This is a genomic window from Desulfovibrio fairfieldensis, from assembly GCF_001553605.1.
Classification (GTDB): Bacteria; Desulfobacterota; Desulfovibrionia; order Desulfovibrionales; family Desulfovibrionaceae; genus Desulfovibrio; species Desulfovibrio fairfieldensis.
Genome location: NZ_CP014229.1, coordinates 458,924 through 483,908 on the forward strand (window position 1 = coordinate 458,924; position 24,985 = coordinate 483,908).

Here is a 24,985-nt window from a genome sequence, read left to right on the forward strand (position 1 = left end):
GCTTCTTCACTATAAGGATAAAGGAAAGTATCATGGAAAGTCTGATTAATAAGAAAGTGGAACCCTTCACCGTCCAGGCCTTTCACAACGGCGAGTTGAAGGATGTCAGCGATACGGATCTGCAGGGGCATTGGTCGGTCATTTTCTTCTATCCGGCGGACTTCACTTTTGTCTGCCCCACGGAACTGGAAGACCTTTCCGACCATTACGACCAGTTCCGGAAACTGAATTGCGAAATTTACTCCGTGTCCACGGACAGTGCCTATGTGCACAAAGCCTGGGCCGACGCCTCCAAAAGCATCGCCAAGATCCGCTATCCCATGCTTTCGGACAGCGCCACCTGGCTTTCCCGCTTTTTCGGGGTTTACATTGAAGAGACAGGCCAGGCCCTGCGCGGCACTTTCATCATCAACCCCCAGGGCGAAATCAAAGCCTATGAGGTGCATGACCTGGGCATCGGCCGCAATGCCGACGAACTGGTGCGCAAGCTGGAAGCCGCGCAATTCGTCGCCGAGCACGGCGACCAGGTCTGCCCGGCCAAGTGGAAGCCCGGCGCGGCGACCTTGAAGCCCGGTCTGGATCTGGTGGGCAAACTGTAGGCGGCAGACGCGCCTTTTTGTCGCTGGCGGCGTTAAACCGCGCGGCCCGGTTTGGTCACGTAGTAAGCTGCGTTCCCGCGCCGGGCCGCTTGTTTGCCTTGACGGCGAGCAAAAAATCACGCCTGCCGGATGCATGGTGTAACGAAAAAGCCCGGCGTGAGAGATCACGCCGGGCTTTTTCGTTACTCATTAATCATTTTGCTCAGCTTAGGGCATGTTGACACTACATTCTTTTGCCCGCTGGCTTTGTCGAACTTCGCCTTTTATTCCAGTCGCGCCAGCCGTTCACAGCTCTGCTGTGTTACGGATAGCGACAGTGATTTCGATGAGAGGAGTTTTGTGTAACTCATTGCTGTCCTCATCCGTAGCTTCCTTCGTCGCAACGGCTGAAGCGAGTACCAGAAGAGTACACTCCTTTCATAAAAGGCTTGTTCTCCTTGCCGGCAAACAAAATCCCAGTAGTATCAACAGGCCCTGGAGCAATTTCACTTTAAAATTGCCCGCCACGAAGGCGTAAGTGCAATTTATTCGCGCTGTTAAGCGCCGAAGTGAGAGTCTTTAAAGGTTAAGAATGTAGATTCTTAACGTGAATCCGCTCTAGGAGCTGTTTCTAAATAAGTATTTTCGTTCTCTGCCAAGGAAGGCGAGTCCTGGGCGAAGGGAGTATATTCAAATATATCCGACCTTCGCACGGGGCGAGCCTAACGCAGGCAGAGGGCGAAAGGACAATTTAGAAATAGCTCCTAATGGCCGCGCAGCATCTTCACCGAGCAGAACTTCCCGCACATGGCGCAGACTTCCTCGCTCTTGTGGGCCTCGCGGCGTTTGGCGAGCTGGTCCGGGTCCAGGGCCGCCCTGGACATGCCTTCCCAGTCCAGAGCCTTGCGGGCCGCGTTCATGGCGGCTTCGCGTTCGACGGCCCTGGGGCGGCCCAGGGCCACTTCGCCCACATGGGCGGCCACGCGCGAGGCCATCACCCCGGCGCGCACGTCGTCCACGTCCGGCAGCGTCAAATGCTCGGCCGGGGTCAGATAGCAGAGAAAGTCCACACCGGCTTCCACGCCCAGAGCGCCGCCGATGGCCCCGGCGATGTGGTCATAGCCGGGCGCGCTGTCGCAGCACAGCGGCCCCAGCACATAGAGGGGCGCGTTGTTGGTCAGGCGCTTGATGCCCTGGATCTGGGTGCGCACCTGGTTCAGCGGCACGTGGCCCGGACCTTCGATCATGCACTGCACGCCCTTTTCCAAGGCGTATTTGGCGAGTTGCCCCAGGTTGATCACTTCTTCCCACTGGGCGGCGTCGCCGGCGTCCACGCCCGCGCCGGGGCGCAGGCCGTCGCCCAGGGACAGTGTGACGTTGTAGGGCAGGCAGATGTCCAGCAGGCGGTCGAAATATTCCAGCAGCGGATTTTCACGGCCATTTTCCAGCATCCAGCGGGCCAGCATGGAGCCGCCGCGCGAAACAATGCCCAGCACACGGTTGTCCTTGACGGCCAGTTCCGCGCCGCGCCGGGAAAGTCCGCAGTGCACGGTGACGAAATCCACGCCCTGGCGGGCCTGTTTTTCGATCTCAGCGAACAGGTCGTCCGGCTTCATGCTGCTGATGTCGCGCTCGGCGTCCAGAATCTGCTGGCCCACGGCATACATGGGCACCGTGCCCAGGGGCAGGGGGCAGGCCTTGAGCATGCCCGCGCGGATGGCGTCCAGGTCTCCGGCAATGGACAGGTCCATGACCGTGTCGGCCCCGGCGTCCAGGGCGGCTTTGATTTTGCGGTTTTCGGTTTCCGGGCAGTTGCAGAGCGGCGACGTGCCGAGGTTGGCGTTGACCTTGATCCGGGAGGGCTGGCCCACCAGGATGGGCCTGAGTCCCTCATGGGCCGGGTTGCCCAGAAGCACCATGCTGCCCTCTTCCAGGGCGCTGGTGATGGCTTCGGGGGCCAGGCCCTCCTCCTGGGCCAGGGCGGCCAAATGCCGGTCGAGCAGGCCGCGCAGGGCGGCGTTTTTCGAGCAGAGCGAAGATGACATGAGTGCCTCGCGGGTTGCGACGCAGGGCGCAAAAAAAGCCACAACCTGCGGGGAAAGCGGGTGCGGCTGCAGCTTCCCTCCGGCAGTGCGAACTGCGTCAGGTTCACAGGGTCTGGGGCTGATTCCCCACTCTCAGCCGCCCTGGACGTGTTTTCGCAAAACACATCCCGCGCGGCTCCCCTAGCTCCCGTCATCTATAGCTTGGCCCCGTGGCGCTGTAAAGGACTTTGTGCGCGTGCTCAACGGGCCGCGCCGCCTGCCGTTGGCCGAGGATCGTTGCCCGCAGGGGGGCTTGCGCCCCGCCTCCCCTCGGCGAAAGGCCTACGCTGTCTTGCGCGCCAGCCAGGCACACAGTTTCCGTCTGAGAGTCCGGGGATCAATGGGCTTGGTGATATGGTCGTTCATGCCCGCTTCCAGGCTTTTTTCACGGTCGCCGCTCATGGCATGGGCCGTCATGGCGATAATCGGCGGCTCGGACGGTCCTATTCCCGGCAGCGCGCGGATTTTGCGGGTGGCGGTCAGTCCGTCCATGATGGGCATCTGAATGTCCATGAATATCAGGTCAAAGGACTGTCCTCGGCAGAGCTCCACGGCCTCGGCCCCGTCCTTGGCGAGGGCGACCCGCATGCCCAGGCTTTCCAAGAGATTGAGGGCCACTTCCTGGTTGATTTCATTGTCCTCGGCCAGAAGGACGCGCCCGCCCGCCACGGCGCGCGTATCGTCGGGTTCGTCCCGCTCCATGCTCCCGCGCAGGGGGATGGGAGGCAGGTCAAGGCCCAGGGCCGCCACGACGGCATTGCGCAACGAGGCCCGCCAGACGGGCTTGGGCAGGATGCGCGTCCCGGCGTCCAGGCCGGGTGCGTCGTGGTACTGATCCATATAGGAAGCCGGAACCAGCAGCAGCCTGGGCAGAAGGCCGTTGCTGAGCCGCCCCAGAGCTGCCGCGCAGTCCAGGCCGCCCGCTCCCGGCAGATAATGGTCCACCAGGGCCAGGTCGAAGGGCGCGCCCTCCGCCAGGGCCGCGCGCGCCGCCTCCAGGGCCGCCGTGCCGGAATCCACGGTGCGCACCGTCATGCGCAGGTCGTCCAGCAGGCGCGCCAGCACGTCGCGGCATGCGGGGGAACCTGAGGCCAGCAGCACGCGCCTGCCGCGAAATTCCCTCGGGGCGGCGTCCACGGGCGCGCCGTCGCCGAGGCCCAGAACGGCGGTAAAGACAAAGACGCTGCCCTTGCCCGGCTCGCTCTCCACCCGGATCCGGCCGTCCATCATGCCCACCAGACGCTCGCAGATGGCGAGCCCCAGGCCGGTGCCGCCGTAACGTCGGGTAGTGGAGGTGTCCACCTGCTGGAAGGCTTGGAACAGCGTGCCGGCCTGTTCCCTGGTCAGGCCGATGCCCGTGTCGCGCACCTCCACCCGCAGGCGCGCCTGATGCGCGTCTTTGGACTCCAGGTATACGCTGAGGGTCACGGAGCCCTGATGGGTGAATTTGAGGGCGTTGTTGGCGAGATTGGTCAGCACCTGCGAAAAGCGCAGCCTGTCGCCCACCAGAGCGTAGGGCACGTCCGGCCCCACGTAGAAGAGCAGCTCAAGGCCCTTCTCCGCGGCGCTGAAAACGAGCAGGTCCGCAAGATTTTCCAACACTTCCGAAAGGAGAAAAGGCGCGTTTTCCATGGTCATGCGCCCGGCTTCGATTTTGGAAAAGTCGAGAATGTCGTTGAGCAGGCCCAGCAGATTGCGCGCGGCTTGCCGGGTGCTTTCCAGATAGTGGCGCTGGCGTTCGTCCACGCGGGTCTGGAGCAGCAGGTGGGTCATGCCCAGAATGGCGTTCATGGGCGTGCGGATTTCGTGGCTCATGCGCGCCAGAAAGTCGCTTTTGGCGCGGGTGGAGGCCTCCGCCGCCAAGCGCGCGGCCCTGAGTTCGGTGATGTCTTGAAGCCAGATCAGCTGAGCCGGATTGCCCCGGTAATTGATGGTGCTGATGCCGGCGAGGGTTTCCCGGCACGGGCCGTCCGGAGCGTCCAGCCGCCGGACGGCCATGGGAACGTTGACCGCCGGGAGGCCTTGCTCTGCTCCGGCGCAGAGATCGAGATAGCCCTGATAATCCGCCCAGATGCCCGAGCAGTTTTCCCCCGCGGCCAAGCCTGTCAGGCGCGCGGCCGAAGGGTTGAGCATGCGCGCCTTGCCCTCGCCGGTACAGATCAGCATGGCCGAGGGCGCGGCCTCTACCACGTCGCTCAAGAGGCGGCGCTCGTTTTGCAGCGTCGCCTCATAGGCGCGGATTTCCCGCAGGTCGTGCACCGAGGCGAAGTAGCCCCGGCCCAGGGATGAGGTCAGCCGCACCATCACCCCTTCGCAGGGCAGCGGGCTGCCGTCGGCGTGGCGGAACATCCAGCATGCGTGCACCATGCCTTTTCGATCGCAGAGAGAGAAAACACGCGCCAGGGCCCGGGCGGTGGGCGTGCCGTCCTCCTGCAGGGGCGGCTGCAGTTCCTTGATGCGCGCCAGCGCCTCCTCCTTGGAGCCCACGCCCAGCCACTTGACCGCGGCCGCGTTGCAGTCCCGGAGCTTGTGGTTTTCATCCCAGATGAAGAACGTCTCCCCGGCGCTGTCGAAAATGAGGCGCTGCCAGAGTTCGGTTTTGTAGGCGGCGCCCACATCGTGAAAAGCCAGAATGGAGCCCGTGGCCGCGCCGTCTTCCAGAATGGGGGCGATGCTGCCGTCCACCAGCACGATGGAGCCGTTTTTGTGCAGAAAGGATTTCAGGCTGAAACGCATGCTCTCCGACCCCAGCCGCGCCCGGCAGAGCGTGCAGCTCTCCTTGGGATTGAGCGAGCCGTCAGGGAGGATGGGATGCAGGGTTTCATGCAGGTTTCTGCCGATCAGCTCGTTTTCCGCATAGCCCAGCATGGCCTGGGCGGCGCTGTTGGCAAAACTGATGGCGCCGTCCCTGTCCGTGCCGATGATGCCGTCGCTGGTAGCGTTGAGCAGGCGCAGGCTGTGCGCCTGGGAGGCTCTCAACTGGCGGGTGCGTTCCTCCACGCGTCGTTCCAGGCTGTCGGCCAGATGCTGGAGCGCGTCGCGCGCGGCGTTGCGCTGGTCAACGCGCCGCAGCAGCCGCATGCAGAACCAGGCCACGCCCAGAATGCAGAACAGAGCGAAGAGAACGTGCAGCAGGGTGATTTTGCCGCTCAGCGCCTCTTGCATCCGGGCCATTTCCGCCAGCGGCGGACTGACGCTGAGCCCGCCGATCACCTCGCCTTCCCTGTATCCCTGAACCGCATGGCAGGTCAGACAACTCTTTTCGGCCCGCAGGACATGGATCAGGCGGACGCGCTGTTGCCCGCCCGTATCGTCCCGGCCGAGCTTTTCCTCGCCGCCGTTGCGGATCAATTCCTCCAGGGCGGCGGCTTCCCACGGGTCGGCCTGATTCGCGGGCCTGATGGGCCTGAGGCTCACCAGCCGTCCCTGGCCGGTGGAGGCCTTCATCCAGCGTTCCTGCACCAGGCGGAAGGCATAGGCCGGGTTGATGCGGGTGACGGCCATGCCGTTGCTCAGGGTGAAATCGCGGTTTTCAGGGGCCAGCCAGGGATTGGGGGGCGTGCCCGGGGTCACCGGCGCGTAAAGCCCGCCGAGATCGGCCACCCAGGCGCGCAGGGCCAGATCCTTGCTGATGGACAAACGGGCGAGCTTGACCGCGTGGTCGCTGGTCTGGCTTGCGAGCAGGCTGGAAAAACTCCAGCAGGAAAAGGCGGACAGGACCAGAATGCCCAGGCAGAGAAGGCTCGCGCCCAGCAGGACACGGCGGCGTTCCATCTGTATGCATGTCTTGCCCGGGGAAGTAACGGCCATGGCATCCTCACCGACAGGGGATTCCAAACGGGGCGCATCCGTTGTGGAATTGAATAAGTATGAAAGAGGACAGCGCGATTACTTTAGCCCCTGGTGGAGCTTCAGGCAAGGCCGCCGCGCGCGGGGCTAAAAAATATACCGGCTCGGGCCGCTGCGGAGCCTCCCGGACGGATTCGCCCCAGAGGCGGGCCTTTTCCGTCTCCCGGAAGCCCGCCCGCGCCGGAAGCCCCAGGGGCCTGCATGCGTAAAGCCTCCGGGCCCGAAGGGCTTGACCCGCTTCGGCGCGGGCGGCGCGCCTTGCAATCCCCCCACGCCTGGAATACACCACTGCAATGCAGTGCAAGCGTTTGTTCAGCCCTCTTACCTGGCCGGTCTTCTCCTTTCTGGGAGCCATCGCCCTGGGCACCGTGCTGCTCTGCCTGCCGCCGAGCTGGCATCCGGGCCGGGAACTGCAGACCCTGGACGCCTGCTTTCTGGCGACCTCGGCGGTCTGCGTCACCGGGCTCACGCCCGTGGACATCAGTTCGGTGCTCAGCCCCTTCGGCCAGGGCGTGCTGCTCTTCCTGATCCAGTTGGGCGGCCTGGGCGTCATGACCTATACGAGCATCATCTTTCTGCTCTGGCGCAACAACGTGCCTTTTACCAACCGCGAGGCGGTCAGCCAGGCCCTGCTGGGCGGCGATTTCAATCTGGCGGCTTTTGTGCGCCAGGTGCTGGCCCTGGTTTTCAGTATCGAAGCCCTTGCCGCCATGCTGCTCTATCTGCATGATCCCCGCTTTTTTCACCCCTTCAGCGCGGTTTTCCACGCTGTTTCCTCCTTCTGCAACGCGGGCTTCGCCCTGAGCCCCGACAATCTGATGCCCTTCCGCGATGATCCGGTGGTCAACCTGGTGATCGCGGGCAGCGTCATTCTGGGCGGCATCGGCTTCGGCGTGCTGCGGGAATTCCTGGGCCTGCTCAGCGGCGGCAGGTTCGGCGCCCCTGTGCATCGCTTGAGCCGTTTCAGCCGCCTGGTGGTCAAGACCAGCCTGTTTCTGATCGTGGCGGGCACCGTGCTGATTTTCTGCATCGAATTTTTCCGGGCGGGCAACGAGCAGAGCGTGGGCGACGGCTTCGACCTGGCGATTACCTCCTTTTTCCAGTCCGTGATCGCGCGCACCGCCGGTTTCAACAGCGTGGACATGGCCGCTCTGAGCGAGGCGAGCCTCATGGTGCTCATGGCCCTGATGTTCATCGGCGCCGGGCCCGGCTCCTGCGCGGGCGGCATCAAGGTGGTCACCTTCCGGGTGCTCACGGGCTACGTGGCCGCCCAGTTTCGCGGCGACCGGCAGATCGTGCTGGAAGGACGCGGCGTGACCAGGGGCAACGTCACCCGCGCCCTGACCCTCTTTTTTCTCTATTCCATGCTCATCGCGGTTTCGACTTTTCTGCTGAGCATTACGGAAAACGGCATTCTGCACCGCACCGGGCGCGAGGGCGTCTCCATGCTGCGCCTGCTTTTCGAAACCGTGTCCGCGCTGGGCACCGTGGGCCTTTCCGTGAACCTGACCCCGGATTTGAGCGCGGAAGGCAAAATGATTATCATCTTCAACATGTTCGCCGGACGCGTGGGCCTGCTCAGCCTGCTCATGGCCGTGCAGAGTTTGCAGCCGAAGAAGGCGTATACCGTAGCCGAAGCCCAGCTCCCCATCGGCTAAACAGGCGGCCTTTTCGCCGCTGACCGCGTCAGGCCTCGTTTTTTATTCCGGTTGTGAACCGAAGAGTTCACGCCCTTCATAAAAAATTTGCCTTCCTTGTCAGCGACGAAAAATCCACCTGTTTCAAATGTGGAAGAAAGGAAATCACATGCCTGAAAAAAAACTGGAGATCGGGATCATCGGCCTCGGCAAGTTCGGCCTGCGCATGGCTACCACCCTGGTTTCCCTGGGGCATACCGTGGTGGGCATCGACATGTCCGAAACCCGCGTGCAACTGGCCGAAGAGACCCTGAACTCGGTCTATCGGGCCGACGCCACCAATATCAGCGTGCTGCGTTCCCTGCACATCCAGGATCTGGACTGGGTGGTGATCAGCGTGGGGCAGAGCGTGGAGCAGTCCCTGAACGTCACGCTCAACGTGCAGGAACTGGGCGGCCCCAAAATCCTGGTCAAGGCCTCCAACGAGGAACACCGCAAGATTCTCCAGCGCCTGGGCGTGGACCGCGCCCTGGTGCCGGAAACCGACGCGGCGGTCATGGCAGCCCATCAGCTTACTTATCCGGGCATGCTGGACCTGATCCCCAAATACGGGGGCATCGCCATCCAGGAATTGCGCGTGGACCACTGGGACGGCAAAACCCTGGTGGACCTCAACCTCATGCAGCGTTTCAATGTGATGGTCATGGGCATTCGCCCGGTGGGCGAGCGTTCTTTCATTTTCGTGCCCCCGGCGCGCACGGTGCTGCATCGCGGCGACACCCTGGTGGTGGCCGGGCGGGCGGATTCCATGGGCGATCTGCAGCCGTAGGTGTAATGTTTCAACAGGCTGTTCACTCTGTCCTCGGCCCGGTTTGCTGTTGTCCGCTAATTCCGGCTTTACCGATTCGAGGCAGGGTGAACAACCTGTTGAAACATTACACCTGGAGCATTTCAACGTTGAACTACTCTGGAACTTTTCGTTTATTTCGAGCCGATGAAGCAGCGTCCCGCGAAAATTCGCGGGACGCTGCCGTTGGGGGAGGCCGCGGTCTTCTTTCAGGACCGGAGGATGCGTCCGGAATACGGCGGCTTCAGCGCCGCATGCCGGCGGTGGGCAGATCCTCCCACAGCACGGCGGCCACATGCTCCTCGGGATGGTGCCGGGTGGCCAGGCTCACGCCGAACACGCCCAGCGCGCTGAAAAGAAAGCCGAACAGGGTCTGGTCGAAGTCCAGGCCCAGATAGGGCCAGAGCACTGTGGAGACCAGGCCGCCCAGCATGCCCGCCATAACCCCGGCGCGGGTCAGGCCGCGCCAGAGCATGGTGGCGAGGAAAGGCAGCACGATGGTGGTGGCCGTCAGGCGCAGGGCCCACTGGTAGATGGCGATGATGCCCGTGAAGTTGAAGGCCACCCACAGCGCGGCCAGGGCCACCAGGGCCACGGTGAGCCGCGAAACCAGCATGAGCCGCCGGTTGTCGGCCTTGGGATTGATGAGCTGGCGGTAGAAATCATGGGTCAGGTTGGACGAGCCCTGCAGGATGAAGGAGTCTGCCCCGGTCACCAGCGCGGCCAGCAGGGCGCAGTAGATCAGGCCGCCCACGTAGGGGGGCAGCAGATCGCGCGTCACGGTGGAAAAGATCAGGTCCGGGTTGATGTCCGGGGGCAGGAACTGCCGGGCGGCCAGGCCGATGAGAATGGGGCAGACAAAGACCCCGCAGCAGATCAGCACGCCCAGGGTATTGGCGTTGAGCGAGACCTTTTCGGACTTGGCGGCGAAGATGCGCTGCCAGGAGGATTGCCAGACCAGATAAAAAGGCCCCACGGAGATGAAGAACAGGGCCGCCTCCTTGGCCCCGTATGGTCCCGAGGGCGAGAGAAATTCCGGCGGGGTGGCGGCCAGCATGGGCCCCATGCCCCCGGCCAGGCTCACGGAGGCCACGGCCAGGATGACGATGCCCGTGATGATCAGTACGGCCTGGAGGGCGTCGGTGACGATGGTGCCGGGCAGGCCGCCCAGCACGGTGAAGGCCAGCACCAGCACGGCCGAGAGAACCAGCGCGTTGCCCACGTCCATGCCGAAGCAGGCCGACCAGATGGTGGACATGGCAAGATACTGCATGGCCGTGGTGGGAATGGCGTAGACCACGGCCGAGAGCAGGGAGGGAATGATGCCCGCGCGCACGCCGAAACGCTGCCCGAAAAGGTCGGCCAGGGTGTAGAGGCGCTGGCGGCGCAGGGCGCGGCCGAAGGCCAGGATCAGAATCAGGGTGAAGATGACGCTGGCAAGGCTGAAACGGATATAGCCCGAAGCCCCCACCTGGAAGCCCAGGCCCACGGTGCCGATAAAGACCGAAGCCCCGCACCAGGTGCTGATGACCGTGCCCACAATGGGCCAGAAGCCCATGCTCCAGCCGCCGATAAGATAGTCGTCGGCGTTCTTGACCTTCAGGAAATAGTAAAAGCCGATGCCGAACATGATCAGGAAATAGACGATGATGTAGCCGAGATACCAGCCCATGGAATCCTCCTCGTGCTGTGGCGCCGCCCGTCCGGGCGGCTTTTCATGTGGGGAGCGGAAACCGTCAGTCCTTCAGAGCGCCCCAAACCGGGCGGCCCATGCTGATCACGGAGACGATGTTGACTTTGTTGATGTCTTCCGGCGCAACGGCGCGCGGATCCGCATCCAGAAAGGTGAAGTCGGCCAGCTTGCCGGGTTCGATGCTGCCTCGCCGGTCTTCCTCGAAGCACATGGCCGCCGCATGGGTGGTGTAGGCGCGCAGGGCGTCCAAAACACGCACGCGCTGGTCCGGGCCCAGCAGGCGGCCCGCGCGTGTGCGCCGGTTCACGGCGGTGTGGATGGATTGCATGGTCATCTGCGGCAGCACCGGGGTGTCGGCGTGCAGGGAGAAGGGCAGGCCCAGGCGCGTCGCGCCGCCGCAGGGGTCAATGCGCGCGGCGCGCTCCGGCCCGAGAAAGATGTCGTGGTGGCGGTCGCCCCAGTTCCAGACGTGCAGGCCGAAAAAGGAGGGCCACAGGCCCACGGCCTTCATCCGCGCCAGTTGTTCGTCCGACGCCATCTGGCAGTGGATGAGCAGGTGGCGGGGGTCCCTGCGGGGACAGCGGGCCTGGGCTTTTTCCACGGCGCGGACGGCGGCTTCGACAGCGCCGTTGCCGTTGCCGTGGATGACGGCCTGCTGGCCCGCGCTGTGAGCTTTGAAGACGGCGTTCTCCAGTTCTTCCTGGGGAATGATGGGGGCGGGCCGCGTTTCGGGGCGGCTGTGATAGCCCTCGGGCACGGCAGCGGTGTAGGCCTGGATGGAGCCGTCCACGAGCAGCTTGATGCCGTGGAAGCGCAGCAGGGGCGAACCTGTTCCGGCCAGCAGGCCCGTTTCCAGCACCCGCTCAAACCAGTCCGCGAACACGGGCATGTGCACATGGAGGTGCAGGCGGCCCTCAATCTCCAGCCCGGCCAGAGCCTCGTAAACCATCCAGGGCGTGAGCCCGCCCAGGCCCGCGCCGCCGCCGATGCAGGCCGTGAAGCCCTGGGCGTTGTAGCTTTCCACGGCGCGGAGCAGACCCTGTTTCAGGGCTGTGGTTGTCACGGGCGGCAGCTTGCCCAGGGCTTCCAGGGCCAAAGTTTCGGTGATCAGGCCGTTGGGGCGGCCGTTTTCACAGACCGCGTCCGGATTGTCCGAAGGCCGGTCCGGGGGAATGCCCAGCAGGCCGTACATGCGGCTGTTGACGTAGGCCGCGTGGATGGAGATGTGCAGCAGCAGCGCGGGCCTGTCCGGAAAAAGGGCGTCCATTTCGGCCAGGTTCGGGCCGCGCTGTTCGGCAACGGCCGTGTCGTCGAAACCGTAACCCATGGGAACGGGCTGATCCTGCTCCCGGCCGTGCCGTTGCAGAACGTCCAGGGCCGAGGCCAGGTCGGCCGTGCCGCCGCAGTAGGCATAGGGGGCCCAGGCGGCAAGCATGTCCGGGTGGCTGTGGGTGTCGATGAAGCCGGGATAGACGACCAGCCCGTCCAGATCCGTTTCTTTCAGGCGCGGGCCGCCCAGGCGGCGCAGCTCCCCCGCCCCGCCCACGGCTTCAATGCGGCCGCCCGCCGTCAGAACGGCTTCAGCCGTGCGGTCCCCGGCGTCCAGCGTGACGATGCGGCCATTGTGGTACAGGGTCTTTTCGCAACATTGCATACGGCACCTCGTGTGGAGCGGAATTTCGGACCGCGCGGAGGGCGGCCCGTACTCCGCATGGAGCAAGGGAGGTGCCAGAAATTGTTCTGAAAAATACTTTTATAAAACAGAGAGTTATTATGAAGAAAGGAGAAGGGTGGCGCTGCTTTGTATGAAAATTTATTCAAAACTTGTCTTTGATTTTGAATAAATATAGCTTTGTATACAAAGCCGTGGAGGCGCGTATCCGCGCCTGATGAAGGAGTCCCGCCATGCTGTCGCCCGGCCAAGCGGCCCATGTTCTGGCCCTATATCTTGCCCCCCGTCCCCTGAACGCCGATGAGCTCCGCTGGCTTACGGGCGAGGCAGCGCGGCCCGGCGATGCGGCCCGAAAACAGGACCTGGACGCACTGGAGCGCCTGCGCATGGCGGAGCGCGTGCCCGGCGGCACGCCATGCTGGCGGGCGGGCCCCGCGGCCGGGGCTTTTGTCCGGGCGCGGCTCTTCGCGGGCCTCTGGCCGCCGGAACATCGGGCCGGAGCCCTTCTGAGCCTGCTTGACGAGGGGGCCGGACCGCGCCGGTGCGCGGACATCCTGCGCGGCGGCTGGACAGGCGGCCACGCGGACGTGGAGCTGGTGCCCCTGCTGGAAGTGCTGGTGGCTTTTCTGATGCGCTGGTGCGCGCGCCGCGCCGCCGACCCGGCGGCTCTGGACGGCGACTTTCTGAACCTGCTCTTCGCGCTGCAGGGCTTCCCGCTGAGTTCTCTCTCCCTGCTGCGCAAAATTCTGCGCCTGACGGCGCGCGCCTATCACATGGCCCGCAACAGCGGCAATGAGCGCTTCATGGCCATGCTGCTGCTTTCCCGCCTTTATCTGCACGTTTTTGTGGGCAATAACTCCAGCCGTCTGGCCGACAGGCTGGAAGCGGCCCTGAATACGGTCAAGGCTTTCCTGGGGCCGGAAGAGGACAGCCTTCTGCCCCTGTTCGAGGGGCAACTGGCCTATATGCGCGGGGATCTCAAAGAAATCATCGCCTGTTTCAACCGCTGTCCCGAAGACATGGCCTGGTGCCACCGCCGTTTTTACGACACCTTGGGGGTCTGCGCCCTGTTCAGCGCGGGCTACCTGCATCAGTTCCATTTCGCGCTCGGCAGCGTGGAGCACTTTCAGCGCAAGGCCGTGCTGGCCGGGGACGAGCTTACGGCGGCCATGTTCCGGAGCAATTCCTGCTTTCTGCTCCTGCGCAAGGGCGACAGGCAGCGCATGCGCGCCGTGCTGCGCGGTCTGGAGGCCTCGCCGCTCTATGCGGAACACGCCATCGTGCATTCCCACGTCACCAGGGCGCATGCCCTGCTGCTTTTCATGGAGGGGGACGCGCGCGGTGCGCACACCCTGCTGGATGTCCGGACCCGGCATCTGCTGGCGCGGGGCGACAAGCCCGTGACGTTCAAGGACCCCCTGGTGCTGGACATGCTGTACGTCTTTTCGCGCAACGGCTGGCCGGCCATTCCCGGCTATGAAGCCGACCCCCTGCTGCGGAGCTTTCTGCAGGGGGCCAACCGGCATCTGAAAGGCACGGCCATGCGCATCCGGGCCCTGCAACTGCTGGATGCGGCAGGGTTGCCGCGCGACGCTGTGGCCCTGCTGCGGCAAAGCCTGGATATTTTCCGCGTTCTGGGCGATCCGCACGCCCTGACCCTTACGGTCCACGCTCTGGCCCGGGCCCGGGAACGCGACGGCGACGCCGGGGAGGCCAGGCTGCTGCATGATATGGTGCGCGAGGCCACGGGACGGGACCTGCGCGGCGTGGAGTACCACGAGGCCTGCCGGGCCTGCATGGAGGTGCGCCCGGCGGCTTTCGAGCTTTTCGGGGCGGCCTTCTCCGAAGCGGGAATGGCGGGCAAGAGCGTGTCCGGGCGCTGTCACGCCATTTTCAGCGCGCTCGACATGCCCGATACCCGCGAGGAGGCCCTGCAGCATTTCGTGCGGGCGGCCATGGACGCCTTCCGCCAGGAGCGCGGCGGGCTTTTCCGGCCCGGCGAGGGAGGGGAGCCGCGCTTTGCGCATATCGCCAACGTGTCCGCCCTGGAACTGCGCTCCCCGGCCATGCGCCCCTGCCTGGACTGGCTGGCCGAGGCCGCGCGGCGGAGCCGCCGCCCGCTGCTGCGGCACGAGCGCCACGGCCTGGTGCTGCGCCTGGCCGAGAGCGACGGCCGTCCCTGGCTGTTGTGGATGAGCAGCCTGTACGCGGCGGGCCCGCCTTCGGAGACTGTCCCGGCGGAAGAGCTCTTGCGGGGAGGCCGCCTGCTGGCTGCGGAACTGCGCGCGATCCTGCGCCTGGAAGCCTTCAGGGAGCGGGAAATAGCCCAGCAGCATGACAAATTGCGCACGATTTTTCTGCGGGAAGACCGCGACGACTGCCTGGTGCTGCGCGAAGGCCTGCATGACCTTCTGCTTCAGGCCGCCAGCGGGGCCGTCACGGACGTGCCCATCCTGATCTGCGGCGAGACGGGCACGGGCAAGGAGCTCATGGCCCGGCACATCCACACGGCCAGCGGGCGGCCGGGGCCGTTCATCCCCGTGCACCCGGCGGGCATGGTCGAGAGTCTTTTTGAGAGCGAATTTTTCGGGCATGAGCGGGGCGCGTTCACCGGCGCGCTCAAACAGAAGATCGGCCTGTTTGAAATGGCCGATCAGGGCACGCTGTTCATTGACGAGATCGGCGAAATGTCGCCCCTGGTGCAGACCAAACTGTTGCGCGTTCTGCAGGAGCGGCGCTTCATGCGCGTGGGTGGCACCAGGGAGCTGCATTCGCGCTTCCGGCTCATCGCGGCCACCAACCGCGATCTCTGGCAGGAGGTGCGCGAGCGGCGTTTCCGGCAGGACCTCCTCTACCGCATTGCCGTGTTCCCGCTGACCCTGCCGCCCCTGCGCAGGCGCAGGCAGGACATCCTGCCGCTGACCAACGCCTTCATCCGCCACTTCGCCCGCCGCTACGGCAAAACCGTTCCCCCGCTCAGCGAGACGCAGGCCGGGGAACTGCTGGCGTATGCCTGGCCCGGCAACATCCGGGAACTGCGCAGTCTTGTGGAAAGGGCCGTGATCCTGCACCGGGGCGGCGGATTGCCCTTGCTGTTCGGTCTGCACGGCGGCCCGGCGACAGCCGCCGGGGGCAAGGAAGGCGGACAGGCGGAGCCGCCTCTCCCGGAAGGCCCGGTTGCGCCGGAAAACCTGCCGACCTTGGAGGAGGCCGAGGCGCTCTACCTGCGCCGGGTCATGCGGCTGGCCAAAGGCAGGGTGCGGGGCGAAGGCGGGGCGGCGGCGCTGCTGCGCATGAAGATTCCCACCCTTTACGCCAAACTGCGCAGGCACGGCATAGCCTGCGGGCGGGGATAGAATGGGTGCCGGTTACCGGTAGTCTTCAGCGGTTCCGCGCGTCCGGGACGGTTCCGGGCAGGGCCCACCAGGGCAGGTCGCGCCAGGCGCGGTTGAGCTCTTTTTCCATGTCCGGCCAGTGCGGTGAAAAGCGCGCCAGTTCGGCCCTGTAGGCCGGGGAGTGATTCATCTGGCGCAGATGGCAGAGCTCGTGCCAGCAAAGGTGCTCCAGCAGGGGCACGGGCAGGAGCAGAGCCCGCCAGTTCAGGTTGATGTGCCCCGCCGCGTTCTGTACGGCAGCGCCGCCGTCCGGCTCATTTTCACTCTTCCCGCCCAGCAGCCTGCCCAGAAAATCCTTGAAGCTGACGCTGCGGCGCGGACGGGCCGCGCGTTGTTCCCGCGCGTCCGGCCGGGTCCGCGAACAACTGCCCCAGCGGCTCCGCTGGTCCCGCACGCTCACGCCGGACACGGCAAAACCTTCCCTGGCGGCCAGGCGCAGCAGATAGGGCGGCAGCAGACGGGCGGCCTGCTCCCGGCACCAGCGGCGCAGGGCCAGAGCGCCAAGGGCCGCGTCCTCCGGCGGGCCGAACAGACGTAGCAGGCCCGGCGTTTCCAGCAGCAGAAGGCGGCGCGCCCCTTGGCTGACCAACATGGAATGCGCGGCCTGGCTGTGCCGCCGCCCCTCGGCCAGATCTCCGGCCGTTTCCACCCGGAACTCCAGGCCCGGCAGGGGCAGGACCACGGCGTTCGGCAGGCCTTTTTCCGGCGCGCGGCGCTGATATCGCTGCCATGCCCGTTCCAGCCAGGGCAGAAAGCGGGGCAGGGTCTGGTCCACGGCGGAGGGGGACCAGTGGCCGGGCACCGTCAGTAACAAGCCGCCGTCCGGGGCCAGGCTCAGGCGCGCCCGCCGGGCGCGGGCCGAACGGCGCACGCGGGCCGTGAGCCGCGTGCCGTCGGCAAGCGTGAAGTCCGCCGTGGCGTCCGGCGAGGGGGCGGCAATTTTTGCAGGCATGGGGGCAGGCTGCCACAGGCCGGGGAGGCTGTAAAGCGGTGTGCCGACAGCCCGGACGTTCTTGGCGCGAAACTTGCTTTGTAGAGGCCGGGGACAACCAGTGGGAGCAATATTTTCCCAGAGGCTGTCGCCATGAGTGTCTTTTCGGTTATCTCCGCGTCGAACATCGCCTTTTATTTCGGTCGAGTACCAGAAGAGTACACTCCCTGCATAACAGGCTCGTTCTCCTTGACATAACACGAAAATCCATCTCATGACGGCACCCTCCAGCCAGCACAGGAGCGTAACCATGGAAATCGGATCCGCCTACAGCGCAAGCGGCCTTTGGGATCTCAACGCCCTCAACGGCGTGGATTCCTCTTCGCAAAAATCCTCGTCCACGGGGCAAAGCGGTTCTTCCGGCGATACTGTGGACATTTCCGATGAGGCCCGGAAGCTCTTTTCGGAAAAAATTCATCAGTATGACAAGGGCAGCTCCACAACGACAACCGCGGACGCGAACCAGAACAGCGGCGGAGAAGAAACCGAGGCGTCCGAAGCCCAGGGCGGCGGGGCCAGCGGCGGATCGGGCGGCGCGTCCGCTTCGGGCAGCGACAGCACGGAAGCCATCAAGAAGCAGATTGAGTCGCTCAAGAGCCAGCTTATGAGCATGGCTTCCCAGTTGAGCGGCGGCGGGGCGGATGCGGGCGTCACCAGCAAGATGAACGCCCTGCAATCCCAGATCGCGGCCCTGGAGGCCCAGCTCAACGCCGCCGAGCAGGCCTGAGGCCATAAAGCGGGCGCGGGCATGCCTTGACAGGCAAATTGATAAAGGTTACGAAAAAGAAACAGGGGATAGCGGGTCTAGTGAGATGTACGCTTGAAATGCTCGTTTGCGGCGAGCAAAGCCCGCCTACTCGCATTTCGTGGCAAGGATTTGCAGGCAAAGCCTTGTAGAGCGGTTGACGCATTTCATGCGTGAACCGCTCTATCCCCTTGTCTTTTCAACTGTTCAACCATGCCAGGCATGTTCAGAGTTGAGGTGGTTATGAAATCGCTGAAAGGCACCCAGACCGAAAAAAATATTCTGACCGCGTTCGCCGGTGAGTCCCAGGCCCGTAACCGTTATGATTACTTCGCCTCCAAGGCCAAGAAAGACGGTTACGTGTTCGTGAGCGACATCTTTACGGAAACGGCCCTGCAGGAAAAAGAACACGCCAAGCGCCTGTTCAAGTTCCTGGAAGGCGGCGAAGTGGAAATTCAGGCCGCCTATCCCGCCGGCGTCATCGCGGGCAGCGAGGCCAACCTGATCGAGGCCGCCAGCGGTGAGAACTACGAACACACCCAGATGTACCCTTCTTTCGCTGATGTGGCCGCCAAGGAAGGCTTTTCCGAAATCGCCTCGGTCATGCGCAACATCGCCGTGGCCGAAGCCTATCATGAAAAGCGTTTCCTGAAACTGGCCGGCGACATCAAGGAAGGCCGCATGTTCATGCGCTCCAAACCTACCGTGTGGCGCTGCCTCAATTGCGGCTGTCTGGTGGAAGGCACCGGCGCGCCGGACGTCTGCCCCGCCTGTGCCCATCCCAAAGCCTATTTTGAAGAGCTGAATTACACGTTCTAAAGCTGTTCCACGCCCGCCCGCGCAGCCCTCTTTCGCAAGAGGCGCGCGGGCTTTTTTTGCGTGGCGCGTCGGACGTCGCCATACCGTTATTACCGGAGATTGTGCTATGTGGGATACATTGGTTCTTTGGGTGCATCCGGCCATGCAGAGCCTGGCGGTGCTGATCGGCCTGCTTGCCATGTGGCAGGGCTGGAAGCGCATTGAAATGCTGCGGGGCCGCAAGGTCATTTTTCCCTGGCGGACCCACGTGCGCCTGGGCACTGTGGGGCTGCTGCTCTGGACGGCCGGGGCCTTCGGCTTTTACGTGACGCACAGCCTGTTCGGGGCCACCCATATTACCGGCATCCACGCCACCCTGGCCTGGCCGATCATCGTTCTGTCCATTCTGGGACTGATCACCGGCGGGATCATGAACAAATACAAGAAAAAACGCTTCTGGCTGCCGCTGATTCACGGAGTGGGCAATACCATCCTGATGATTCTGGTGCTCTATGAGTGCTGGACCGGCATTGATCTGTACGACGCGTTCATGGCCTGAGCTTATTTTCCTCAGACGGCAAGGCCCCCGCATCCATCGGAATGCGGGGGCCTTGCCGCGTTTGCCGGGTTACTCGTGTCAGGCGTTTTCCCCGCCGATATTGCCGCTGAAACGGGCGGCATGCTCCTTGAGCGTGCGGTCCAGGGCCAGGAGCAGGCGTTGGGCCGAGGCCGGGGTCATGACGATGCGCCGGTCCAGGTCCACGGCCAGGACGTTTTCAGTACCGCCGTTCTGGGTGTTCAGGCTTTCGGGCTGACTCAGGCCGCAGCAGAGGATGACCTCCTCCGCCGTGCAGCGGGTCTGGAAGACATTGGCGTAGGACGTGCGGAGCCGCGCGCTGTTCAGGGCCACGCGGATTTGTTGGCCTTCGGTGGGAGCGGCGGTTTCGGCCCCGGTCTTGCCGGAATTTTTCTGTGCGCTCATGCTTACTTCCTTTTTGCGCCGGGGGCGGCGTTGTGATTGGCTTGGCCGGGGGTTTCCGGCGTTTTCCCCTTCTCGCCGGGCAGCTTGACGGACACCACGGGCAACGCCGGGAAGACGGCCTTGCGGGCGTCCATGCCCTTGAGTATGGCTGCGGTGATGTCCAGGCTGGCGTCGGCGTCCAGCACATTCCGGCGGGGCAGAACCAGGGCTGCCTTATGGGCCTTGCGCCAGGCTTTGACCTCCTCTAGAAGCAGGCCGTTGACGACATTTTGTACGGCGGCCTCCTCGGCGGCCATCTGGCGGCGGAGGGTCAGCGCGCCGTCGCGGAGCACGGCCTCGCGCTCCTCGTCCGGAGCTTTGGCCCAGGCTTTTTGCAGGTCGGCAAAGCCCTGTTCCAGGCGCTGGCGGGCCTGGGCCAGATGGGCGCGCCCGGCCTCGGCGGCGCGGGATTGTGACATGATCCGCTCCAGATCGACCACGGCGGTCTGGGGCGCGGCGCTGGTGCTGCCCTCCAGACAGCCGCCCAGGAGGCAGGCGGCAAGGAGGGCCGTGAGGGCAAGGGTTGTTGCAATGTGGCGCATGGGGATGGTTTCCTGTTTTTTTTGTCGTGTCATTGAGGGCTTTTTTTATCCTGCCAGACGGAAAGGTCTTGTCATATGGATGATATTTTGTGTGCCCTGCGGGCACGGGTGCTTACGGCGTGCCGCCGTTTTGGCCGCCTACGCGGCGCGCGGCAGGGGGCCGGGGGCGGCAGCCCCCAGGCCCCCTACAACCCCCTGCCCCCGCTGTACGTCGTAACGTGGTGACGCGGCGTCCCACGGGTCTTGCTCGCGTGGCTCGCTGCGCCCCGAAATCGCCGCGCGTCAATTTCCGGCAGCGGACGGCGTTTTGACTCGAAGCCCAGCCGTCAATGGCAATTGCGCGGCGCGGAGGGAGGCTTCAGCCGTTGGCGGCAAGGCAGCCTTACGGATGAAGCCAGCAACGATAGGCGGTCCATCGCCGGGAGGCGTAAAGCTCCTGTGCCCGCAGGGCACTATAAATCCAGTCCGGGCGACAAGCCCCCCTCGCCCCAAAAAACGGCGCGGCGGAATTCACCCGCCGCGCCGTTGCCCGCGCCCTTCAGGAAGGGACAAGAGCGCGGACTTCAGGAGGTGCCGCCCGCCGGGGAAGCGATGTCGGTGGACGGCAACCGGACCCGGGAAGCCCCCGCCTCCCGGAGGTCCGGGCGCGGCGGCTCCTTACCCAACGGAGCCGCCGCGCTGATGTTAGAGGGTGTCGTCATGAGATGGATTTTCGTGCTATGTCAAGGAGAACGAGCCTTTTATGCAGGGAGTGTACTCTTCTGGTACTCGACCGAAATAAAAGGCGATGTCCGACGCGGAGATAACCGAAAAGCCACTCATGGCGACACCCTCTAGAACTCGTAGCGGAACGTCCCGAACACGCCGTGCGCCGTGCTCTTCGCGCCGAGCTGGATGTTGTAGTTCACGCCCAGGGACGTGGTATCGTTGCCGAATTCCAGACCGGCCTGGCCCATGTAGGAGACGTAATCCATGGTCTGGGTGTCCAGTTCCGCCTTGGTGCCCGTGCCGGTGAAGCGCACGTCGCTGCGGGCGTCAATGTCCCCGGCGGCCGGGATCACGGCCAGGTCCAGGCTGGGCTTGAAGTGCCAGCCGTTGCCCGTCTCGATCTGCTTGCTGAAGGCCACGCCCACCGGGAAGGTCCAGATGTTCTGGTTGATGGCGTCGCCCTTGAGCAGTGTGCCGCCGGACTTCACGTCGTATTCGTCGGTGTTCAGGCTCATGTAGCGCACGCCCACGTGCGGGGTGATGTCCATGACGCTGGTTTCGAACTTGTATTCGCCGCGCAGGCCCGCGCTGATCGCATAGGCCGTCACGTCGCTCTTGAGCTTGCCCATCTGCATGCTTGCGGGCAGGTCCTGCTCCAGCTTGTTGTAGGTGGAGGTGTAGTTCACGTCGGCGGTCACGCCGAAGTTGTTCTGAGCCCATCCGGCATACGCGCCGATGCCCCAGAAGTTCATGTTGTTGGTGGTTTCGTTGAGATCGCCCGAGCCCTGCGCGTAGCCGCCGCCGATGTTGAAGGTGATGCCCGCGCGGATGGCGTTGTCGAAGGTGTAGTCCGCGCCGATGGCCACGCCGCCCAGGCCGCCGCTGAAGTCCATGTCGAAGTTTCCGGCCTTCATGCCGAAGCCGTTGGAGCTCTGGTAGAGAGGCATGATCCACATGGCGAAGCCGGTCTTGGCGGCGTCGCCCGCGGAAGCGCCGGTTTGCATGGAGCCGTCCGTGCCCATGCTCTGGATGGCGTTGCCGCCGGGCTGGGCCAGGCCGGTACGCTGGGTTACGGCATTGCCCGCCGCGTTGCTGGCCGCCATGGTCATCTGCGGCACCGCGCCGACGAGCGCCATGCGCGCCGCGCTTTCAATGGTCACGGCGGCCTGCCTGGCGTCGGCAATGTAGTCGGCGCGCGCGGCGCGGCTGAGGAAGCGCACGCCCCTGGCCTCGGCGTTCACGTCATTTTGGGCGTTGTCCCAGACATCGGCCATGGCCGGATTCAGCTCGCCGTCCAGACCGGGCAGCACATCGCTGGCCTTGTTGACCGTGTTGGTCAGGGTGACGCTGCCAGCGGCGGCGTCCACCGCAGCCGTGGAAGTCAGCATGCGGTCCGGATTGGCCACGCTGTTCTTGACCCAGCCGTAGTCGGTGCCTGTGGCGCCATCGCTGGTGATGCCGTTAGCGGCGAAGTCGGCCAGCAGGGTGACTTCGCCCTTGGTGGCGTTGACGACCTGCAATCGGGCGTCGGGGGCAATGAGAGCCGTGCTTGTCCCTGTTCCGGTGATAGCGGCCTTACCGTTCAGTTTGGAAGCGTCCACCACAAGGGCGGAATCAGCGCCGAAGTAAGCAGCTTGAGTAACAGGATTAGCATTGATGCTACCGCTGTTGTCCACATTGGCGTCCACCACGATCTTGCCCGCGCCGCTCAGCGTCACCGGCGAGGCCAGGGCCAACGCGGACTGGCCGTCGCCCAGGGTCAGGTTGGGGCCGACGCTCATGCCCGCTTCGGCCAGAGCCGTGCGGAGATCAGCGCCGCTCATGCCGCCGATGTTCACCACAGAGCCGTCGCCCACCAGCAGGGCGCTGCCCAGCGTACCGCCGGTAAGAGTGGCAATGCTGACATAGGCCGGGTCCACATAGAGGGTGCCGGTGCCGTCCAGTTCGTTGATGGTGGTCACTGAATTGAGTGCATTTACCTGGCCGCTGAGGTTCAGTTTGCCTGCCACGCTGTATGTGGAATCATTATTGCCGTCAAACACCACCGTACCAGCCACGGTGAGGTTGTTGAGGTTGACCTGTTGGGCGTTCACATTGTTGCTCATGCCGAGATTCAGCGTGGAACCGGATTTGACCTCGGCGTCGGTGATGATGGCCTGCCCCTGCTCATTCTGGACCAAACTGCCATTAACACCCACCAGCGTATTTGTGGAGCTGCCGTCAAAGGTGAGTTTGACCGCCGTATCGGTGTTCGTATTGCCCACGGTCAATCCGCCTGCGGTGTTGCTGGAATTGAGCGTGATGTCGTTGGTAGTCAGCAGATTTTTGGAGTTATCCGTCACGGCGACGCTGTTGTCGGGAAGCGGCACGTCGATAACAGAAGCCCCACCTGTTTCAATGGTCGTCTTATTGCCGCTGGCAATAGTTACCGCACCCCCAACGCCCCCGGTCTGTGTGCCGTTGATATGTACGTCCGTGGCATTTTCCGTTTCCAGCTTGGCCCCCAAAAAGGCGACAGTGCTCCCGTTCAAAGCTGTGCTTGCCGCCCCGAGCTGGGCGGTGGTGTACGATTCCGTACGAGTCAAATAGAGAACACCGCCAGTCAGTCCCAACTTGTCTGTATCCAGAGCATTGTTCTTTGTAAGCTGATCCGCCACGGCATATTTTTGGGTGCCTGCGTCATACGCGCCCAGAATACTGCTCTCCATCAGGGTCACGCTGCCGCTGCCGATGGTGAGCTTGCCGGACGTATCGCCACCGGAAACCGGCGTCCAGGTGGTGGCCCCGTCCACGACCAGCGTGCCGCCGCTGACATTGACCTTGCCGTCTTTATTCAGGGTCAGGCCGTCCTTGACGTTGACCGCGCCGTCTGAGACTTCCAGGGACGTTCCGGTCACGGTCAGGCCTTTGCCCGCCGCAGTGGAAACCAGCGCGGCGCCAGCGGTGCGGTCCAGCTTGGCGATCAGTTCCAGGGTGCCGTTCCGGGCCACATTGAGCGTGCCGCCCTGTACGTCAAAGTTATTGTCGGCTACGGCGATGACGCCATATTTGCCGTCGCCCACATTCAGAGAACCGTCGCTAAGAGTGAATTTGGCCGCTACGGTGTTTTGATCAGCTTCCGTGAGGCGGATCACGGCGGCCTTGTCAGCGGCGGAACCATCCATATAGATCGTGCCGCCGTTGAGCGAAAGAACCGCCGGAGTGCTGGCATGGTCGCTGACGCTGAGCAGGCCGTGGTCGCCCAAGGTAATACTGCCGCCGTTGACGGTGATGCCCGTCTCCGAGGAAATCATGGAAGCTTTGCGCCATTCTTCCGTTTTTACGCCCTTGGAGGCATACGTGCCCACGCCTGCGACCGTAAAATTGCCGCTGGCGATGACGATTTGGCCGTTGTTGCCGATCGCGCCGCCGTTTTCAAGCACGACAGTGGGGCCAGCCGTGCTGTCCGCGCCGAAAGTAAATGTGCTGTCGGCATCGCTGCCGTGCAGGCCGCTGATGGTGCTGGCGCTGTTGCTGAAGTTCAGATTGCCGGCTTTGACATTCGCATCGTCGTTTACCACGATGGTGGCATCATTGAGATTCAGGTTGGGCAGCAGTCCGTTTTTACCCGCCGAGATGGTCAGCCCGGTGGGGCTTGCGGGATTGATGACCGCGTTTGTATTTTCCTTGAAAAGCAGGCTGCCCGCCAGGGTCAGATAACCGCCCTTGGTCACGGTGATGCTGCCGCCCTTATTCATGTTCAGGGTTTCAGCGGCGATGAAGCCGTGTTTGCCGTTGGCCACGGAAACCGTGGCTGTTCCCGTTCCGCCGCCCAGATTGAGGACCGAGGAATAATCTGCGGTCGCGGAAGCGCGCAGATAGGCGACCTGATTGGAATCGGAGCTGTTCAGCTTGACCTCGCCGCCGGTGATGTTCAGTTGATGGTCTTTGGAGGACTCCCCGACATCGCCGCTGACGCCCATGCCCCCGTAATTGTCCAGAGTCACTGTGCCGCCGCTCATATTCAGGCTGTTCTCGGCCCAGATCATGGAACCGGCGCGCCAGGTCTCATTCGGATAACTGGGATGATGAAACGAGCCTTTACCGCTGACAGAGACATTGCCGTTCGTGATAGAAATGTCACCCTCAGTCCAGACGCTGGTTCCGTCGGAATATGTGGCGTCCCCCGAGATAGAAATGTCCGCCGCCACGGCCATGCCCGCCGCGCCCACAGTCAAAGCCCCGGCCAGGGCCAGGCTGCCGAAAATGTTGAGCAGGCCGCATTTTTTGAGTACGGCCCGGTATTTGTTGACAAGATTGCCGATAGCGCCCTTCGTAAGCATAGCATACCTCCCGGGAGACTTCGCTCCCCAAGAATTCATACGGAGCCCAACGCTCCCTTCCTTTGCCGACAGATGCACTGTCGGCTTTTGGGGGAAACAGGTG

At 63.8% G+C, this 24,985-nt stretch carries 16 protein-coding genes and 1 riboswitch; of the genes, 8 read left to right on the plus strand and 8 right to left on the minus strand.

Annotation, left to right across the window (positions count from 1 at the left end; translation table 11 throughout):
* The first annotated feature begins 32 nt into the window (after window positions 1-32).
* Window positions 33-599 (plus strand): alkyl hydroperoxide reductase subunit C, encoded by a 567-nt coding sequence (gene ahpC, locus AXF13_RS01955; protein ID WP_009303614.1) that lies wholly within the window; start codon window positions 33-35, stop codon window positions 597-599.
* A 743-nt stretch (window positions 600-1,342) separates the two neighbouring features.
* Here ahpC and thiC read toward each other — a convergent pair.
* Together thiC and AXF13_RS01965 are read right to left on the minus strand one after the other, a co-directional pair.
* Window positions 1,343-2,623 (minus strand): phosphomethylpyrimidine synthase ThiC, encoded by a 1,281-nt coding sequence (thiC, locus tag AXF13_RS01960; RefSeq protein WP_062254670.1) that lies wholly within the window; start codon window positions 2,621-2,623, stop codon window positions 1,343-1,345.
* 57 nt (window positions 2,624-2,680) lie between these two features.
* Window positions 2,681-2,815: riboswitch (TPP riboswitch) on the minus strand.
* A 129-nt stretch (window positions 2,816-2,944) separates the two neighbouring features.
* Complete coding sequence (locus AXF13_RS01965) at window positions 2,945-6,472, minus strand: response regulator (RefSeq protein WP_062251450.1); 3,528 nt, start codon at window positions 6,470-6,472, stop codon at window positions 2,945-2,947.
* A 347-nt stretch (window positions 6,473-6,819) separates the two neighbouring features.
* Here AXF13_RS01965 and AXF13_RS01970 point away from each other — a divergent pair, with 347 nt between their 5' ends.
* Together AXF13_RS01970 and AXF13_RS01975 are read left to right on the plus strand one after the other, a co-directional pair.
* Complete coding sequence (locus AXF13_RS01970; RefSeq protein ID WP_223299955.1) at window positions 6,820-8,169, plus strand: TrkH family potassium uptake protein; 1,350 nt, start codon at window positions 6,820-6,822, stop codon at window positions 8,167-8,169.
* Window positions 8,170-8,317: 148 nt separating this feature from the next.
* Window positions 8,318-8,977: a potassium channel family protein gene (locus AXF13_RS01975; protein ID WP_008685441.1), complete on the plus strand. Its 660-nt coding sequence runs from the start codon at window positions 8,318-8,320 to the stop codon at window positions 8,975-8,977.
* 262 nt (window positions 8,978-9,239) lie between these two features.
* Here the strand turns inward: AXF13_RS01975 and AXF13_RS01980 are convergent, their stop codons facing one another.
* On the minus strand, window positions 9,240-10,667 hold the full coding sequence (locus AXF13_RS01980; protein WP_062251452.1) for a sodium:solute symporter family protein: 1,428 nt from the start codon (window positions 10,665-10,667) through the stop codon (window positions 9,240-9,242).
* Between the two features lie 64 nt (window positions 10,668-10,731).
* Window positions 10,732-12,342 (minus strand): amidohydrolase, encoded by a 1,611-nt coding sequence (locus tag AXF13_RS01985; RefSeq protein WP_062251453.1) that lies wholly within the window; start codon window positions 12,340-12,342, stop codon window positions 10,732-10,734.
* 251 nt (window positions 12,343-12,593) lie between these two features.
* On the opposite strand from AXF13_RS01985, the gene AXF13_RS01990 reads away from it, so the two are divergent.
* The gene (locus AXF13_RS01990) at window positions 12,594-15,716 is read left to right on the plus strand and encodes a sigma 54-interacting transcriptional regulator (RefSeq protein ID WP_062251454.1); all 3,123 of its coding nucleotides are present in this window, start codon (window positions 12,594-12,596) and stop codon (window positions 15,714-15,716) included.
* A gap of 25 nt (window positions 15,717-15,741) precedes the next feature.
* Here the strand turns inward: AXF13_RS01990 and AXF13_RS01995 are convergent, their stop codons facing one another.
* Window positions 15,742-16,707 (minus strand): M48 family metallopeptidase, encoded by a 966-nt coding sequence (locus AXF13_RS01995; protein WP_062251455.1) that lies wholly within the window; start codon window positions 16,705-16,707, stop codon window positions 15,742-15,744.
* Window positions 16,708-16,996: 289 nt separating this feature from the next.
* On the opposite strand from AXF13_RS01995, the gene AXF13_RS02000 reads away from it, so the two are divergent.
* From AXF13_RS02000 to AXF13_RS02010, 3 genes are all read left to right on the plus strand, one after another.
* Window positions 16,997-17,473 carry a FlxA-like family protein gene (locus AXF13_RS02000; protein ID WP_062251456.1) on the plus strand — a complete coding sequence of 159 codons (477 nt, stop codon included), beginning with the start codon at window positions 16,997-16,999 and terminating at the stop codon, window positions 17,471-17,473.
* 261 nt (window positions 17,474-17,734) lie between these two features.
* Entirely contained in the window at window positions 17,735-18,310 is a 576-nt protein-coding gene (gene rbr, locus AXF13_RS02005) for a rubrerythrin (protein WP_062251457.1), read from the plus strand.
* Window positions 18,311-18,416: 106 nt separating this feature from the next.
* Window positions 18,417-18,848 carry a hypothetical protein gene (locus tag AXF13_RS02010; protein WP_009303622.1) on the plus strand — a complete coding sequence of 144 codons (432 nt, stop codon included), beginning with the start codon at window positions 18,417-18,419 and terminating at the stop codon, window positions 18,846-18,848.
* Window positions 18,849-18,926: 78 nt separating this feature from the next.
* Here the strand turns inward: AXF13_RS02010 and AXF13_RS02015 are convergent, their stop codons facing one another.
* Window positions 18,927-19,271, minus strand: coding sequence for a DUF3467 domain-containing protein (locus AXF13_RS02015; protein WP_062251458.1), 345 nt, complete (start codon window positions 19,269-19,271; stop codon window positions 18,927-18,929).
* A 2-nt stretch (window positions 19,272-19,273) separates the two neighbouring features.
* Entirely contained in the window at window positions 19,274-19,852 is a 579-nt protein-coding gene (locus tag AXF13_RS02020; RefSeq protein ID WP_062254672.1) for an OmpH family outer membrane protein, read from the minus strand.
* Between the two features lie 75 nt (window positions 19,853-19,927).
* Between AXF13_RS02020 and AXF13_RS16985 the strand changes: the two genes are divergently transcribed.
* The gene (locus tag AXF13_RS16985; protein WP_190276368.1) at window positions 19,928-20,077 is read left to right on the plus strand and encodes a hypothetical protein; all 150 of its coding nucleotides are present in this window, start codon (window positions 19,928-19,930) and stop codon (window positions 20,075-20,077) included.
* A gap of 608 nt (window positions 20,078-20,685) precedes the next feature.
* On the opposite strand, the gene AXF13_RS02030 is transcribed toward AXF13_RS16985, so the two are convergent.
* A complete protein-coding gene (locus AXF13_RS02030; protein WP_062251460.1) occupies window positions 20,686-24,882 on the minus strand; it encodes an autotransporter domain-containing protein in 4,197 nt (1,398 codons plus the stop codon).
* Between the last annotated feature and the right edge of the window lie 103 nt (window positions 24,883-24,985).